Annotated in this window: 14 protein-coding genes and 1 pseudogene; 12 read left to right on the forward strand and 3 right to left on the reverse strand. The window is 71.8% G+C overall.

All coding sequences use genetic code 11. From position 1 onward, the window contains the following. Positions 1 to 73: 73 nt before the first annotated feature. Complete coding sequence (locus ACRX5W_RS15635; protein ID WP_436788729.1) at positions 74 to 922, reverse strand: ABC transporter permease; 849 nt, start codon at positions 920 to 922, stop codon at positions 74 to 76. A gap of 80 nt (positions 923 to 1,002) precedes the next feature. Then, positions 1,003 to 1,971, reverse strand: coding sequence for an ATP-binding cassette domain-containing protein (locus ACRX5W_RS15640; protein WP_436788730.1), 969 nt, complete (start codon positions 1,969 to 1,971; stop codon positions 1,003 to 1,005). Positions 1,972 to 2,970: 999 nt separating this feature from the next. On the opposite strand from ACRX5W_RS15640, the gene ACRX5W_RS15645 reads away from it, so the two are divergent. After that, positions 2,971 to 4,368, forward strand: coding sequence for an FAD-binding oxidoreductase (locus ACRX5W_RS15645; RefSeq protein ID WP_436788731.1), 1,398 nt, complete (start codon positions 2,971 to 2,973; stop codon positions 4,366 to 4,368). Positions 4,369 to 4,407: 39 nt separating this feature from the next. Here ACRX5W_RS15645 and ACRX5W_RS15650 read toward each other — a convergent pair whose 3' ends face one another. After that, positions 4,408 to 4,536, reverse strand: coding sequence for a hypothetical protein (locus ACRX5W_RS15650; protein ID WP_436788732.1), 129 nt, complete (start codon positions 4,534 to 4,536; stop codon positions 4,408 to 4,410). 9 nt (positions 4,537 to 4,545) lie between these two features. On the opposite strand from ACRX5W_RS15650, the pseudogene ACRX5W_RS15655 reads away from it, so the two are divergent. The 11 genes and pseudogenes from ACRX5W_RS15655 to ACRX5W_RS15705 all read left to right on the forward strand — a co-directional run. Then, positions 4,546 to 4,905, forward strand: a pseudogene (locus tag ACRX5W_RS15655) (pentapeptide repeat-containing protein); the annotation flags it as partial. A gap of 175 nt (positions 4,906 to 5,080) precedes the next feature. Beyond that, the gene (locus ACRX5W_RS15660; protein ID WP_436788733.1) at positions 5,081 to 5,356 is read left to right on the forward strand and encodes a hypothetical protein; all 276 of its coding nucleotides are present in this window, start codon (positions 5,081 to 5,083) and stop codon (positions 5,354 to 5,356) included. A gap of 173 nt (positions 5,357 to 5,529) precedes the next feature. Next, complete coding sequence (locus ACRX5W_RS15665; protein WP_436788734.1) at positions 5,530 to 5,814, forward strand: DUF3349 domain-containing protein; 285 nt, start codon at positions 5,530 to 5,532, stop codon at positions 5,812 to 5,814. Further along, complete coding sequence (locus ACRX5W_RS15670) at positions 5,811 to 6,635, forward strand: ABC transporter ATP-binding protein (protein WP_436788735.1); 825 nt, start codon at positions 5,811 to 5,813, stop codon at positions 6,633 to 6,635. Before ACRX5W_RS15665 ends, ACRX5W_RS15670 begins: the two co-directional genes overlap by 4 nt. A 200-nt stretch (positions 6,636 to 6,835) precedes the next feature. Beyond that, on the forward strand, positions 6,836 to 8,167 hold the full coding sequence (locus ACRX5W_RS15675; RefSeq protein WP_436788736.1) for a hypothetical protein: 1,332 nt from the start codon (positions 6,836 to 6,838) through the stop codon (positions 8,165 to 8,167). Continuing rightward, positions 8,164 to 9,255 carry a glutamate ABC transporter substrate-binding protein gene (locus tag ACRX5W_RS15680; RefSeq protein ID WP_436788737.1) on the forward strand — a complete coding sequence of 364 codons (1,092 nt, stop codon included), beginning with the start codon at positions 8,164 to 8,166 and terminating at the stop codon, positions 9,253 to 9,255. The genes ACRX5W_RS15675 and ACRX5W_RS15680 overlap by 4 nt, the downstream gene beginning before the upstream one ends. Then, complete coding sequence (locus ACRX5W_RS15685; RefSeq protein WP_436788738.1) at positions 9,252 to 10,643, forward strand: hypothetical protein; 1,392 nt, start codon at positions 9,252 to 9,254, stop codon at positions 10,641 to 10,643. Before ACRX5W_RS15680 ends, ACRX5W_RS15685 begins: the two co-directional genes overlap by 4 nt. Beyond that, positions 10,630 to 13,029, forward strand: a complete 2,400-nt coding sequence (locus ACRX5W_RS15690) for a tetratricopeptide repeat protein (RefSeq protein WP_436788739.1) — start codon at positions 10,630 to 10,632, stop codon at positions 13,027 to 13,029. Before ACRX5W_RS15685 ends, ACRX5W_RS15690 begins: the two co-directional genes overlap by 14 nt. Continuing rightward, positions 13,026 to 14,291 (forward strand): protein phosphatase 2C domain-containing protein, encoded by a 1,266-nt coding sequence (locus ACRX5W_RS15695; protein ID WP_436788740.1) that lies wholly within the window; start codon positions 13,026 to 13,028, stop codon positions 14,289 to 14,291. Before ACRX5W_RS15690 ends, ACRX5W_RS15695 begins: the two co-directional genes overlap by 4 nt. A gap of 5 nt (positions 14,292 to 14,296) precedes the next feature. Next, positions 14,297 to 15,676: a VWA domain-containing protein gene (locus ACRX5W_RS15700; protein WP_436788741.1), complete on the forward strand. Its 1,380-nt coding sequence runs from the start codon at positions 14,297 to 14,299 to the stop codon at positions 15,674 to 15,676. A gap of 166 nt (positions 15,677 to 15,842) precedes the next feature. Next, complete coding sequence (locus tag ACRX5W_RS15705) at positions 15,843 to 16,778, forward strand: FHA domain-containing protein (protein ID WP_436788742.1); 936 nt, start codon at positions 15,843 to 15,845, stop codon at positions 16,776 to 16,778. Positions 16,779 to 16,853: the final 75 nt, after the last annotated feature.

Raw genomic sequence — 16,853 nt, forward strand, 5'->3', positions numbered from 1 at the left:
GCACCGTCAGGCGACGTGCGTCGGCGGGCCGGCGTGGGATTCCACGCCGGCCCGCCGGACAACCCCCAGACGGTCAGGTCTTGTTCGCGTAGCGGTTGACCGCGAACGGCGCGAACACCGCGAAGATGCCGGCCGCCCACAGCAGCGTGGCGGCGGCGTCCCCGCCCGCCGATCCGCCGTCGACCAGCAACGTGCGTACGGCGGAGGTGAGATGGCTGACCGGGTTCACGTCGACCCAGGCCTGGAGCCAGCCGGGCATGGTCTCGGTGCGGGCGAAGATGTTGGCGCCGAACGTCAGCGGGAAGCCGATGAGCATCGCGGTGCCCTGCACGCTGCGCGGGTTCTTCATCGTCACGCCGAGCACCACGAAGATCCACGACATGGCGAACGCGAAGACCAGGACCAGGCCGATCGCGGCGAGGACGGAGAACACGTCGGTCTGGACGCGGAATCCGATCGCCGAGCCGAAGCCGAACACGATCGCGATGGAGACGACGTACCGGCACACGTCGCCGAGCGCGGCGCCGGCCAAGGGCGCGAACCGCGAGATGGGAAGCGAGCGGAAGCGGTCGAAGACGCCTTTCGAGATGTCCTCGCACAGGGCGACGCCGGTGCCGAGCGACGCGAACACCACAGTCTGGACCAGGATTCCGGGCAACACGAACTGAAGGTAGTCGTCGGTGCTGCCTTCGATCGCGCCGCCGAAGAGGTAGACGAACATCACGATGAACAAGATCGGTTGCAAGGTGAGGTCGATCAACTGCTCGGGCTGGTGCTTGAGTTTGATCAGATTGCGCCAGGTGAGCGTCAGGGAATGGCGGACTATCGCGAACGGACGTGCAGCGACCGGGACTTCGGGCGTCGGGGTGCGGTGGTCGGACGGGGTCTGGGCGGAAGCGGGCTTGGCCACGGCGGTGGTCATGGGGTCACTCCTGTAGGCGGGGTCACGGTGCGGAAGGACGGAACGTCACAAAGGCGTGCGGCGAACCGCGGCCGGGCGGCTCAGGCGGCTCGCGGCCCGGAATTCTCCGCGGGCTGACGTCCGGTCAGCTCCAGGAACACCTCGTCGAGGCTGGGCAGGCGCAACGCGAGTTCGGTCGCCCGAATCCCCGCCTCGTCCAGGCGGCGAACGACGTACGGCAGCAGGTCCGGGTCGTGCACGGACACCGTCACCACACCGGGACGGCTGTCCCTGTCGGGCGTGAGACCGGTCAGCTCGGCCACAATCGCGACCGTGTCGTCCACACGCGCGGGATCCGCCGGACGGATCTCCAGGCTCTGGCCGCCGATCTGCGCCTTGAGCGCGTCCGCGGTGCCGTTCGCGATCACCCGGCCCTGGTCGATGACGGCGATGTCGTGCGCGAGCTGGTCCGCCTCGTCCAGATACTGCGTGGTGAGCAGGACGGTGACCCCCTCGTCGGCGACCAGGCCCCGGACGAGGTCCCACACGTCGCCGCGGCTGCGCGGGTCGAGCCCGGTGGTCGGCTCGTCGAGGTAGAGGAAACGGGGCCGGCCGACGAGGCTGGCCGCGAGGTCGAGGCGGCGCCGCATGCCGCCGGAATAGGTGCCGGGCGGGCGGTGCGCCGCCTCCGTCAGGTGGAAGCGTTCCAGCAGCTCACGGGCCCGGGCGCGGGCGTCGGACCGGGAGAAGTCGAGCAGCCGGCCGAGCAGGACGAGGTTCTCGAAACCGGTCATCTCCTCGTCGACCGAGGCGTACTGCCCGGTCAGCCCGATCAGCCGCCGCACCTGTACGGCGTCGCGCACGATGTCGTGCCCGCCGATCGCCGCGCGCCCCGCGTCCGGCGTGATGAGCGTGGCGAGCATCCGCACGGTCGTCGTCTTGCCGGCGCCGTTCGGCCCCAGCAGAGCCAGCACAGCACCCTCACGGGCGACAAGGTCGATGCCGTCCAGGGCGGTGGTCTGGCCGTAGCGCTTGACAAGGCCTTCGGCTTCGATCGCGTAGCGGGTCATGGCAGCTCCCGATGGTGGGTCTCGTGGCGGACGACAACCACCGTGCCGCGCGGCCCTGATACGCCCCGCACACACCGCTGACAGCGGCGGGCGAACGCGGAGCCGGCGCTGACACGGCGCTGACAGGGGCCTGACACGCGGCTGAGACGAGGCGGGTGGGCGCTGGCAGAGCGGTGGCCCCCGAGCGTTTCGCATACGCGTGACCTCCAGAGCACTGCCGTCCGCCTCGGAGCGGGCAATCCTCACGCTACGGATGACGCGGTCGCCCTCGCGGAGCCCGAGCGCGCATAGATCCTCGCCGGGGACTGTGATCAAGCGCCACGGAGAGTGAAATGGCGCCACGGTTTCCAACAGAGGCCTGCGCACGCGCTTCCGAGTCGGCGTCGAAGGCGACGGCGCAGCGCTTACGAGCTGTTCCCGTTGCCGACGCAGCTCGCCCCCTGCGCGTCCGGCATCGTTGCGGTGCCCTTAGCGTTCTCGGCGGCGCGGCCTTCTCGGCTTGTGCTGTGGCGTGGATGTCCTGCAGCCGCTGCCCGTCGGGGGATTCGTCGAATTGCGGCCCTCGCAACTTCCGCCCCGCGCGGCGGCCCGTGCGGTCTCTCGGGGGTGAACCAGACTCCGGGCCCCCGGAGATCAGGTGCGTGCGCCCAGCCAGGCGCGCCGTGACGGCGTCGGCTACGCCGTCTGCCACCGATACCACGTCATGGTGCACGAACCGTCCGAGGACCACACGGCTCATCAGCCACGCGCGACCAAGACGCCGACCACCGTCACCGTCACCCCGACGCCGGTCAGCAACAGAGCCAGGATGGACCGATTGTCCAAATTGCGATGTATGACCACTGGAGGAGACTGATATTAGTGGCCACGTCTCCGCCTCGCGGACATCGAATCGAAGCGCGACGAACGCACGCACCGGGCGTACGCCCCGGGCCGTCGGTGGCGCTCGTCCTCATCCCTCCGCGACTGTCTCCGACCTGCCGAGAAGGGTGTTCAGGCATGGGTGGTATCAGCGGAAGCGCCCTCGACAGCCTCCGCGAGAGACTGCGAGGACGTGTCCTCGCCCCACAGGATCCCGGCTACGACGAATCCCGCAGCATCTACAACGCCATGGTCGACCGGCGTCCTGCGGCCATCGCCCAGTGCGTCGACGCCGCGGACGTCCAGGCCACGATCGCCTTCGCCCAGGACACCGGGGTGCCGCTCGCGGTGCGCGGCGGCGGCCACAGTGGTCCGGGCCTGTGCCTGGTCGACGACGGAATCACGCTCGACCTGTCGCCCATGCGCTGGGCGCGGGTGGATCCGGCAACGAGCAGCATGCAGTTGGGCGGCGGCAGCCAACTGGGGGACGCTGACCACGCGGCTCACGGCTTCGGCCTGGCCATGCCGACGGGGATCAATTCGACCACGGGCGTGGGCGGTCTCACGCTGGGCGGCGGTCACGGCCACCTGACCCGCAAGTACGGGCTCACCATCGACAACCTGCTGGCTGCGGATGTCGTCCTGGCCGACGGGAGGTTCGTCACCACGTCCGAGAAGGACTACCCGGACTTGTTCTGGGCGCTGCGGGGTGGCGGCGGGAACTTCGGCGTCGTCACGTCCTTTACCTTCCGGCTGCATCCGGTGCACACGGTCGGGGTCGCGGTGACGGTGTGGCCCATCGACCGCACCGGGGAAGTGCTGCGCTGGTACCGAGAGTTCCTTCCGACCGCGCCGGACGACCTCAGCGGCTTCTTCGCCGTGATGGTGGTGCCTCCCGGGCCGCCGTTCCCCGAGCCGATCCATGGGCAGAAGGTGTGCGCCGTGGTGTGGTGCTACACAGGTGACCTGGATGCCAACCGCCTTGAGGAGGTGCTGGCCGCGGTGAACGACCCGGCCCCGCCCGCCTTCCACTTCACCACTCCCATGCCCTATCCCGCCCTGCAGACCATGTTCGACGATCTGGTCCCCAAGGGACTCCAGTGGTACTGGCGTGGGGACTTCTTCGACGGGATCTCCGACGCCGCGATCGACGTGCACCGGCGGTACGGGGAGGGCATCCCCACCGATCTGTCGACGATGCACCTGTACCCGGTCGACGCGGCGGCCCACCGGGTGGGTGCCGACGACACCGCCTGGGCCTACCGCGACGCCGTCTGGTCCGGCGTGATCGCGGGAATCGACCCCGATCCCGCCAACGCCGAGGTGATCCGGCAGTGGTGCATCGACTACTGGACCGACCTCCATCCGCACTCCATGGGCGGCTCCTACATCAACTTCCTGGGCGAGCAGGAAGGTACGGAACGCGTGCAGACCACCTACCGGGGCCACTACGACCAACTGGCCTCGATCAAACACGCCTACGACCCTTACAACTTCTTCCGAGCCAACCAGAACATCCCGCCCACGACCGGGTGACTGGCCCCTTCGCCACCCGTCCGGCAGCCTGGCGAGCAGCTATGACTTGGGCTGCGGCACCTCGGGGCTGCCCTTCTCCCGGACGGTGCTGCCGGTATACCGCTTGCTGACGGCGTCGGCGGTCGGTTTCGACGCGGACGTGAACACCACCTTCCCAGCCTCGGTCACGACCTCGAACTGCGAGCCTCACGCGCCTTGACATGGCTCACCGTCGCCATGCCCGGCACTGTCCTCGCCCTGATGCTCTGGGGACTGCCGACCGACGATCCGAAACACCGCAAACCACTGGCACCCTGCCGCCTACCGGGCAGGCCGTCGACTTGGGTCTCCGACGGGGCTGCACAGCGCGTACGGCGACCGGTTCACGGCCAAGCGGGCAGAGAAAGCCGGGCGGGTTGTCCTCAACTCTGTGGTCTTCCGCTCGTTGGCCACAACCTCACCACCGTCGGCACCTACACCGAACTGCTCTCTCGCTTCTTCGAGCCCGTCCTGCTCGCCCACGCAGTCCTCGCCGTACGCGGTCGCGTCAAACGCTGACACCCGGCTGAAGAACAGCCCCGGAAACAGCGAACCGGTTCCGGGGCCGTCCAGCGGAAGACGCGGTCAGCGCCCTACCAACTGGCGTAGCCGGTGACTTCGCTCGGCCTGACCTCGATGGGCGCGAGAGGTTCCAGCGCGGGCGCGGCCGGGGCCGGAGCAGGCGTTCACCCTCATGGGCAGAACCCGCGAGGCATACGCCGAGCGGGAAGCGGCGCTCGCCCTGACCGGCTCTCCGTCCGTGATGACCCGCGCTCTCCTGGCCATGGACGCCGCGACGTGCCTGCGAGCGGACGGAGACCACACCGCGGCGGCCAACATGGCAGCGAACGTCTGGCAGCAGCTTCCAGAGGCGTACCGCGACGGTCTCGTCCGGTCCCGCGCAGAAGCACTCCACGAAGCCCTGTCCGGCCATGCCCACGCACAACTCGGCGAGGCCCTGGCCGGATAGGCAACAGGCTGCAGCCGCGCGGCGGAGATCTCGTACGACGCCGTCGCGCCGTCAGTTCCCTGACCCGGACGGGCTCGCTGCGGCGCGACGCTCGCGGGCTGTACCGGGGGCCACCGCGTCCACCGATCGGACGCTCGCGCATAAGGGTGGCCCGTACAGCTATCGTCCTGACCATGGTGGTTCCGGAGCATTTGGAACGAACATCGGTGATCCTCCGCGCGGCATACCCGACAGGCCTGACCGACGCGGACCACCTGCCGCTGCTCCGCGTCCTGGCCGAGGGCATGTCGTGGAGCAATCTCCGGGCTGTCGGCGCGGAGTTCACAGCGGTGGCGGAGACCAAGGTGTGGATGGACGCGATCCGGGCCGAGAACACGCTCGACCTGGCGGAGCCCAAGGTGGCACGGGTGAAGGCGAAGCTCGTCACGTTTGGATGGGACCCGGAGGACGACCAGTGACCGCCACGCCGCCGCGTCCCGTCGTCGCCGCGCTTGCCGGGGTGACGGTCCGCAAATACACCACCGACCAGATCATCCTCGGCGGCGTCGACTGGACCGTGCGGGCCGGGGAGCACTGGGCGCTGCTGGGAGCGAACGGTGCCGGGAAGACGACGGTGCTGCGCATCCTCGGGGCGACGATCCACCCCACCGAAGGCACCGTCGACGTGCTCGGCAACCGGCTCGGCCGGGTCGACGTGCGGGAGCTGCGGACCCGGATCGGCTTCGTGTCCAGCGCGCAGAAGGTGCCGCTCGACGAGACCGCCCACACCGTCGTGCTGACCGGCGCCACCGGCACCGTGCAGCCCCTGTGGCGCAAGTACGACGACGCCACCCGCCGCCGCGCCCACGAACTCCTCGCCGAGCTCGACCTCAAGGACCTCGCGGACCGCCCGTACGCCGTCTGCTCCGGCGGCCAGCGCGCCCGCATCCTCATCGCCCGGGCGCTCATCGCGGACCCCGCGCTGCTGCTCCTCGACGAGCCGTTCAACGCCCTCGACCTGCCCTCCCGCGAAGACCTCGTCGACGCGCTGCACCGCCTCGCCGCCGCACGTCCCGACCTGACCACCGTCACGGTCACCCACCACCTGGAAGAACTCGCCCCGAACATCGGCCACGCCCTCCTGCTGCGCGACGGCCGCGTGCAGGCCGCCGGGCCCATCCACGACGTCCTGACCGGGCGTCACCTGACCGAGTGCTTCGGGCGCCCCATCGAGGTCACCCACCACAACACCCGCTGGCACGCCTACTCCCCACGCACGCAGACCACGACCGAAGGCTGAACACCCCGCCCTGGACACGGCTTTGGCCGCCGCCGGGAGCACCGTCCCGCCTTGGCGCGGGATTTCCCCCATCCCCTTCCGCCGGGGTGGATTGAGGGAAGACCATCGGGCGTCCGGGTTGGTGCGCACGATAGCTTCGGTGGAAGGGGACCAGGGGTGGGAAGACCCGTGGTGGGGCCGTGGTCGTGGGGAGGTGGCGGATGGTGACGACGGTGGTGCGCCCGCCCGCCACCGCATCCCGACTACGGGTGCCGGTGAGGCGGGTCGTGCGCGGCGCGCGGACGACGCCGGGGCGCTGGGCGGTGACGGGGGTGCTGCTGGTCGTGGTCGCGCTGCTGGCCGGGGTGTTCGCATTCGCGTCGGTGCGCGAGCGTGCTGCGGCGGCGGACCGCGTGGCGACCTCCAGCGAGCCGCTGGGCGTGCGCACCCAGGAGCTTTATCGCGCGCTCGCGCAAGCCAACGCCACTGCCGCCGCGGGGCTGTTGTCGGGCGGGGTGGAGAAGAAAGAGGTGCGTGAGGAGTACGCGGCGTCGCTGGACAGCGCGCAGCGCACTCTGATGTCCGCCCTGTCCGCCGGGAGTTCCGGCCGTATCGGCGAGTTGCTGTCGGGTCTTTCCGTCGAGATCCCGCGCTACCGCGAGGACGTCGCCCGGGCGAAAGCCGCGGCGCGGCAAGGTAATCCGCTCGGTGCGGCCTATCTGCGCGTCGCCTCGCGCCAGATGGAGGAAGTGATCCTGCCTGCCGCCGACGAGCTGCACGCGATCGCCGCCGACCGGCTGCGCGCCGACCAGCGGGAGGCAACCGCCGTGCCGTGGGCTGCGGTTGCGGTGGCGCTGGGGTCGCTGGCCGGGCTGGTCGTCGCGCAGGTGCTGCTCGCGCGCCGCACCAAGCGGGTGTTCAACCCCGGTCTGCTCGTCGCGGGCCTCTCGGTCGCGGCGCTCACCGGGTGGACGGTGCTCAGCCTCGCCGCGGCGGGCGACGCGCTGCGGGAGAGCCGCGACGACGGCTGGCGGCCGGTGGACGCGCTTTCCCAGGCCCGCTTCTCGCTGTTGCAGGCCCGCGCGGCCGAGGGCCAGATCCTCGTGCAGCACGGCAGCGACGGCGGCAAGTACAGCGCCGAACTCGACGCCAGATTCGCGGAGTTGACACGCGTCCCGGACGGGAGGCTGAACGTCGCGGCCGAGCTCTCCGCCGACGACGCGACCACGGCCGCGAAGGTCGCCGAGGCCCGCGCCGCGGTCGCCGATTGGATCGTCGCGCACGGCCAGGTCATGGAGAAGTACAACGCCACGCAGTTCTCCGCGGCCGTCGACCTCGTGATCCAGCCCGACGGCGCCGCCCAGGTGGCCTTCGTCCGCGCGGAGCGGGCGCTCGCCGACGCGATCGCCGAGGATCAGGCCGACTTCGTCAAAGCCGTCGGCGAGGCCCGCGACACCACCGACGGTGCGGCGGTCGGCGCGCTCGTCCTCGCCGTCGTCGCCGCCGCGGGCATCGTGGACGGCATCCGGCGCCGCGTCGGGGAGTACCGGTGAGGGCCCGCAACCGCCCCGCCGCGCCGAGGCGTTCGGTACCACGCGGCAGGTCGGTCGCCACCCTGGCGCTCACCTGCGCGCTCGTGCTCGCGGCGGGCGGCTGCGGAACCGAGCAGGCGGGCCACGGCACCGGACGCCCGGACACCCACCCCGTCGGCGGGCAGACCGAGCAGGCCAGGCAATTCGCGCAGGCCGCGGGACCCGCCGACCTGCCCGCCGCGACCGCCGCGACACCCGACTGCGGCAACCCCGAGCTCAGCCTCGAACCGCCCGCGACCGTGCCCGCGCCCGGCACGTGGCCCGCCGGCAGCACGATGCAGCGCATCCGCGAACGCGGCTACCTGATCGCCGGCATCGACCAGAGCTCCTTCCCGTTCGGCTATCTCGACCCGATCGACAACGGGCTCAAGGGCTTCGACGTCGACCTGATCCGCGAGGTCGCCCGCGCGATCTTCGGCGACGACCTGGACAACCGCATCCAATTCCGGGTGCTGCGCAATGCCGACCGGGTTCCCGCGGTGGAGAACGGCGACGTCGACATCGTCGCGATGACCATGACCGTCAACTGCGAGCGCCGCGAGCATGTCGCGTTCTCCGATGTGTACTTCGTCGCCGGCCAGCGCGTGCTCGTCCAGAAGGACCCGGCGCAGCCGCCGCGCGTCCGCGAGGGCCTGCCCGGCCTGGCGGGCCACCGGGTGTGCGCGGTCAACGGCTCGACGTCCCTCGAACGCATCAAGGACCCGCGGTACCAGGCCGTCCCGGTCGTGGGCGAGACGTGGGCCGACTGCCTCGTCAAGCTCCAGAAGGGCGAGACGGACGCCGTGTCGACCGACGACACGATCCTCGCCGGCCTGGGCGCCCTCGACCCGATCTACACCGAGGTCGTCGGCGCCACCGTCAGCCGAGAGCCGTACGGCATGGCCATCGCCCGGCAGAACACCGACTTCGTGCGCTTCGTCAACGCCGTCCTCGCCGACCTGCGCGCCGACGGCACCTGGGCCGAGCTCTACCGCAGGCACATCGGCCTCACCCTCGGCGAGCCGAACCCGCGGCCACCGGCCGTCACCGCCTGGCAGGACGCGCCGTGACCCCGGTCGGCGCGTGGACGCGCGAACACGTCGACCGCGAAATCGCCCGCCTGGAAGCCGAACGCGACAGCATCTCGGCCGGCCTCATGGCGCTGGAGGAGCACCCGGGCCGCCGCCTCCTCGAAGGCGCGGCACTCGACGGGCGCACGCGGGAGCGCTGGGACACGTGCCGGGGCGACATCGCGCGGCTGTGGGAGCTCTATGCGGCCTACAGCGCGGTGCTCGACGAGGCACGCGCCGTACGGGCCCGCCGAGTCCGGCCCAACCGCGCGGAACTCGAAGAGCTGACCCGCCTGTTGACCACCGCGTCCATCCGGATCCCGGGCCAGGAGGTGCCGATCGGCCGGCGCGGTCTGGTCGATCCCGCCGCGTCCACGCGCGCCGTCACCTTCGACATGCTCGTCGCCGAGATGAACACCGTGTGGCAGCGCGCCACCGAAGTCGTCGCCGCCGTCGACGAGGTGTGGTCCACGCTGCTGCCGCGCCTCGACCGGATCGAGGCCGCCGTCGCCGAGACCGAAGCCCTCCTCGACCGGCTCGGCGGCGCCAGACTCGCGATCGAGGCCCAGGTCGTCGACGAGGTACGCCGCCGGCTCGGCGAGGCCCGCACCCCCGTCGCCGCCGACCCGCTGCGCTTCGCCGGCAAGACGACCGGCCCGGACATCGCCGGCGTCGACCTCGACGTCCTCGAAAGCGATCTGCACGGCGTACGCGACGGCCTGCGGCAGCTACGCCACCTCCAGGAACGCTACGAGGAACGCCTCAGCCGCCTCACCGGCCTCATCGACGCGCTCGCCGCGGACCAGGCCGAGGCCCAACGGCGGCGGGACCACGTCGTGACCAGGATCGCCGGCGAGATCCCGCAGATCCCGGCGCTCGCCGGGCCGTTGCGGGCCCGCGTCACCGAGGTCACCGTGCTGCGCAAACGCGACGCCTGGTCGGAACTGTCCACCAGCCTCGGCGCGTTGGAACGAGAGACCACCGCGTCCGCGGAACGCCTGCGGACGGCACGCGACGACGTCGACGCGCTGCTGGCGAAACGCGACGAACTGCGGGGCCTGCTGCGGGCATACCGCGCGATGGCCGGAGGCCGGGGACGCGGAGAGGACGAAGCGTTGGAGGAAATCCACCACCGGGCGTACGAAGTGCTCTGGCGCGCGCCTTGCGACCTCGACCACGCCGCCCGGCTGGTCGCCGAATACCAACACGCCGTCACCACACCGGGATCCGCGAACCGCCGCACCGGCCGGGGCGGACCCGCCGACTCCGGACAGGCTCCCCGTTCCGGAACCCACCACCACACGGTCCGCCCCGCCTCCGGGGGCGCCCGCCACGAAGACCGGGCCGATCGGCCGAGGGGGGAAGGCAAGAACCATGACGATGTGTAACCGTCCCGGCTGCGACGGGGCCATCGACGAGGACGGCTACTGCCTCGAATGCGGCCGCAAGCTGCTCACGTCCACGGCAGGGGCCGTCCCCGCCCAGGGCGGTGCCCAGGCCGCCGGCCAGGGACCGCAGCCCGGCGGCACTCCCGTGCTCGCCAGCGGCCTCGGCGGCGGCCTCGGCGGTACGGGCCTGCCCGGCACCGGGCGGTCCGGCAGCTCGGCGTCCGGTTCGGCGTCGACCGGCTCGACCGGCCAGTCCGGGCGCACCGGTCGCACCTCGGGCCGTACCTCCCGCAGGGCCGGCGCGGTCACCAGCCGCCGCCTCGGCGCGGGCATCATCGAGGTCCCCGCGGTCCCGGTACGCGACCCGGCGCAGCTCCTCATGCGCGACCCGGTCGTCGCCGAGGAGCGGCGCTTCTGCCGCAACGAGGACTGCAACCGTCCGGTCGGGCGCGGGCGCGACGGGAAACCCGGCATCGCGAACGGCTTCTGCCCGCACGACGGCACCCCCTTCTCCTTCGCGCCGAAGCTCGAACCCGGCGACATGGTCGAGCACTACCGCGTCGTCGGCTGCCTCGCGCGCGGCGGCTTCGGCTGGGTCTACCTCGCCAAGGACACCAAGCTCCACGACATGTGGGTGGTGCTCAAGGGCCTCCTCGGCAGCGGCGACCCCGACGCGATCGAGGCGGCCGTCGCCGAGCAGCGCACGCTCTCGCGCATCCAGCACCCCAACATCGTCACCGTCCACAGCGTCGTCACCCACCAGGACCGCTACACCGGCGACCCCGAGCCGTACATCGTCATGGAGTACGTCGGCGGGATGTCGCTCAAGGAGCTCATCGAGAACCGCCGCATCGAGACCGGCGACCGCAACACCGCGCTGCCGGTCGAACAGGTCCTGGCGTACGCGATCGAGATACTCCCCGCGTTCGGCCACCTGCACAACCGCGGCCTGGTCTACTGCGACTTCAAGCCCGACAACGTCATCCAGAGCGACGACCAGCTCAAGCTGATCGACATGGGCGCGGTACGCAGCATCGACGACGACGGCGGCGCCATCTACGGCACACCCGGCTACCAGGCCCCCGAGATCGGCCGGATCCTCACCGACGACGCGGGCGAGCAGTACCAGATCGGCCCCACCCCGGAGTCCGACCTGTACACCGTCGGCCGCACGATGGCGGTGCTGAGCTTCCCGTTCGCGGGCTTCACCCGCGAGTGGAAGCACGGCCTGCCGCCGGCGAGTTCGGTGCCGCTGTTCCAGGAGTTCGAGTCGTTCCACCGGCTCCTGCTGCGCGCCACCCACCCCGAGCCCGAACACCGGTTCGCGTCCTCGTCCGACATGGCCGAGCAGTGCCTCGGCGTGCTGCGCGAGGTCGTCGCGGTCCGAACAGGCGAGCCCAAGCCCGCGCTGTCCGGCCTGTTCGGCCCCGAGACGCGCGTCGCGCACACCACCATGAGCGCCTGGAACCTGCCGGACGCCCCGTCCCCCGGGGAGGTCGCCGCCGCACTGCCGGTGCCGCGCGTCGATCCGAACGACCCGGCGGCCGGCCTGCTCGCGTCGCTGCCCACCAACGACCCCGACGAACTGCTCGCGGCGGTCACCGCGGCGGGGATCCAGTCCGTCGAGGCCACGCTGCGCCTCGCGTACGGGTGCATCGAACGCCGGCAGGTCGAACGCGCCGAGGCGTTCCTCGACGACGTCGACGCCGACGACTGGCGGCTGGTCTGGTACCGGGGGCTCGCCGCGCTCGCCGAGGAGCGGAACGACGACGCCCTCGCCGCGTTCGACGCCGTGCGCTCGCTGCTGCCCGGCGAACCCGCGCCGCGCCTCGCACTCGGCGTGTGCCTGGAACGCGTCGGACGCGCCGCGCAGGCGGCCCGCGAGTACCAGGGCGTGTGGAACACCGACCGCTCGTACGTCAGCGCGGCGTTCGGGCTCGCCCGCTGCCAACTCGCCGCGGGCGACCGGCCGGCCGCGGTCGCGACCCTCGAATCCGTGCCGGACACCTCCGCCAACCACGTCGCCGCGCAGACCGCCGCGCTGCGCATCCGGGTGTGCGACCGGAACCCCCAGGACCCGCTGGAAGACGACCTGTTGCAGGGCTCCGTGCAGCTGGAGGCCCTGAAGGTGCTGGGGCTGAGAGGCGAGGCGTACGACCGGCTCGCCGCCGACCTGCTCGGCGCCGCCCTCGACTGGGTGCGGAACGGCCGCGCGGGAGCCTCGGGGCGCGGCGGCAAGGTGCTCGGCAGCGCCCTGGAGGAGCGCCCGCTGCGGTTCGCGCTGGAAAGCACGTACCGCTCCCTGGCGCGGCACGCCGACCGAACGGACGAACGGGTGAGACTGGTGGACAAGGCCAACGAAGTACGCCCCAGGACCTGGGTGTGATCCGGGTGGGCGCGGGCCGGGCGACCCCGCACGGCGCGGCCTCGGCGGCGGGCGCGTCCGCGGGAGCCGCGCAGGCGGCGTACGGCTGCCCGAACTGCGGTGTCACGGCGCAGCCCGGCGACAACTTCTGCGAGGCGTGCGGCTACGACCTGCGCAATGCCGCACCGCCCCGTCCCGTCGCCGAACGCGCGCCCCGGCGGGGGGAGTTGGCGACCGCCAGATGCCGGTCGTGCCGCACTGCCACGATCGGCCCCGACGGTTGGTGCGAGGCGTGCGGCCGCGCCTACAACCCGCGCGACTCGATGGCGGCCGACCTCGGGATCGCCGCCGGGATGAGCGACCGCGGCCTGCGGCACCGCCGCAACGAGGACGCGATGGCCCTCGACGTCCTCGACACCCCGCACACCGGCCCGATCGTGGTCGCGGTCGTCTGCGACGGGGTGTCGTCGTCGCCGCGCCCCGACGAGGCGTCCGCCACCGCGGCGAGCACCGCGGCCGGGGCCCTCGCGGCCGCGCTGCGCGGCGGTGCGGGCCCCGAGGCGGCCACCCGGGCGGCGGCTGCCGCGGCGGCAAGTGCCGTGGCGCGCCTGGCCGGTCCCGGCGAGGCGGAGGGGAACGCGCCCGCGTGCACGTACGTTTCCGCGGTCGTCACGTCCGAATCGGTCACGATCGGATGGGTCGGCGACAGCCGCGCCTACTGGCTGTCCATGGACGAACACCCCTCCGCAGACCCCGGCGACACGCTGCCGCGCAGCGGCGCCGCGCACCCGGCGCCCCCGCCGGAGTACGAGCCGATGCGCATCGCCCTGCCCGGCACAGCGCAGCCCGCGGCGTTCCCGGACGACACCGACAGCACGATCCGGGTGCCGACACCGGCCGCGCTGCTCACCGAGGACGACTCGTGGGCGGCGCGCATGGTGGCGTGCGGGCAGATGACCGAGGCACAGGCCTTCGCCGACAGCCGCGCCCACGCGATCGTCTCGTGGCTCGGCGCGGACGCCGGGGAGGTGCGTGCCCGCGTGACGACGCTGCGGCCCAACACCCCCGGCGCGGTGCTGCTGTGCAGCGACGGGCTGTGGAACTACGTGCAGCCCGCCCAGACCCTGTCCGCCTTCACGTTGCCCTACGGGCTGGCGCAACCGATGCGCGCCGCACGGGCGTTGACCGACTACGCCCTCCAGTCCGGCGGTGCCGACAACATCACCGTCGTCCTCGTCCCCTTCCCACCCGCTGCCCACGCCGGGTCGGAACCGAAGGAGTAGCCGCCATGGCCGCCAACGAAAACCCCGCCGGGGCACCCGACTTCGATGTCGAGGTGTTCCAGAACCGGTATCTGCCGCTGGGCGGGACCGAGGTGCACGCGGTCGCCACGGTCACCGCCACCGGAGCCGCGCCCGGTACCGCGTCCGGTGCCGCCGCGGGGGTGGGTACCGGTCTCGCCGCCGAGGTCATCCTCGTGGACACCTCCGGGTCGATGGACTTCCCCTCGTCCAAGCTGTCGTCCGCGAAGCTGGCCACCAAGGCGGCGATCGACTCGCTGCGCGAGGGCACGCTGTTCGCGGTCGTCGCCGGGACCGGCATGGCGTCGATGGTCTACCCGACCGACGAACGGCTCGTACCGCTCGACGCCCACACGCGCCGCGAGGCCAAGCGCGCGGTCGACCGGCTGCGTGCGCGCGGCGGCACGGCGATGGGCCAATGGCTGCTCGCCGCACGCCGGTTGCTGGAGCCGTACCCGCAGGCGATCCGGCACGCGATCCTGCTCACCGACGGCAAGGACGAGAGCGAGACCGCCGCCGACCTGACCGAGGCGATCGAGCGCTGCCAGGGCGTGTTCACCTGCGACTGCCGCGGCGTGGGCACCGACTGGGTCGTGGCCGAACTGCGGCAGGTGGCCTCGGGGTTGCTCGGCAGCCTCTCCATGGTGGCCGACCCGGCCGACCTCATCGCCGACTTCACCGAGGTGATAGAGAACGCGATGGGCAAGGCCGTCGCGGACGTCTCGCTGCGCGTGCGCACACCCGGCAGCGCGCGGGTGAAGTTCGTCAAGCAGGTCATGCCGTCCATCGAGGACCTGACGCACCGTCGTACGGACAGCGGCACCAACATTGGTGACTACCCCACCGGTTCGTGGGGTGCCGAGACCCGCGACTACCACATCTGCCTGGAGGTCGAGCCGGGTGACCTGAACGACCCGGTGAGAGTCGGCGTGCTCAGCCTCGTCGCGCGCGGCGCGGACGGCACCGAGACCGAACTGGTCCGGGAAGGGGTGTTCGCCGAATGGACCGACGACCTCGACCTGTTCACCCGCGTCAACCCGAAGGTGCAGGAGTCGACCGGCGTCACCGAGATGTCCCAGCAGATCCAGGAGGGCCTGGAGGCGCGGCGCGAGGGCGACGTCGACCTGGCCACCGCGAAACTGCGGCGGGCCCTCGACCTGGCCGAGGAGTCCGGTGACGAATACACCGCCAAGCTGATCAAGAACGTCGTCGTGGAGGACCCCGTCACCGGCACCCTCAAACTGCGTTCCGACGTGTCGGCCGCGCACGAGATGGAGTTGGACACGGAATCGGTCAAGACCTACCGACTGCGCAAGACGAGTGCGGGCACCGGAGCCGGCGCCCGCAACCCCGACAGCCACGGCTGACGACGAGGACCACGGGGACGACGGGTCCGCGTGCGCCCGAGACGGCTAGGCGGAACGCGGTGCCAGGAACCGCGTAATCTGCTTGCCGGGCCCGACGGCCGCCGAGCGCACGCGAACCGCCGGAGTCCGGCGGGCGTCATCGTCACGGAGACAGGAGGGCGCCGACATGGCGATATGCCCGCGCGGCCACGAATCGATCGACGTCACCTTCTGCGATGTGTGCGGGCGGCCGATCGCGCAGGAGAGCAGCCCGGCGGAGCTGTGCCCGATGTGCCGGACGAGCCGCAACGGCAACGCCCGGTTCTGCGAGGCGTGCCGGTTCGACTTCGCCACGGTGTCCACACCGATCGGGCCCGCCTACGCGGCGCCCCAGCCGGAGCCCCCCAGCGCGTACAACCCCGGCGATCAGCCCGGCTACGCCTACCCCGAGCCGGTCTACCCCGACCAGTCGAGCAGGTCCGTGCCGAGCCAGACGACGTACGACGTGCCGGGGACGGCTTACCCTTATCCGCCCGCCGACCCGCAGACCTACGCGCCCACGGACCCCGGTTACACCGACCCGTCGTATAACGACCCGTCCTACCGTGACGACGGCTTCAATCACGGCACGGTCATCGGCCCGGGACCCGTGGTGGTCCCGCCGCCACCGCCCGGCCCACCGCAGCACCAGCCGCAATATGTGTGGACGCTGCAAGTCACCGCGGACGAAGGGTATTTCAACCGCGTCGTCGCCCAGGGCGGCCCGGACGCGCACGCGATGCGTTTCCCGCCGTACCCCGTCGCGTGGGAGGTCGCGCTGCACGGCGACGTCATCCGCGTCGGGCGCCGCCGCTCGGGCGAAGGCGCGTCCGGGCGCCACGAGATCGACATCGACCTCTCGGGCCCGCCGTCCGACCCGGGTATCTCCCACCTGCACATCGTGCTGATGCGCGGCCCCGACGGCGGCCTGCAACTGGTCGACCCCGGCTCGACGAACGGCACGACCATCAACGACGGCGAGGAGGCCATAGAGATCAACGTCCCGGTCCCCCTGCGGGACGGGGACCGTGTCCACGTCGGCGCGTGGACGACTCTGGAGGTCCGCCTGACGGCCGTGCAGTGAGCTGAGGGGGAGAGCCGCGCGCGTACGTGCCGGACCGCCGCACAACCGCCTTCCCCGGCGGGCGGCGGGCCCGGC

The organism is Yinghuangia sp. YIM S10712 (assembly GCF_051388935.1).
Lineage (GTDB): Bacteria > Actinomycetota > Actinomycetes > Streptomycetales > Streptomycetaceae > Yinghuangia.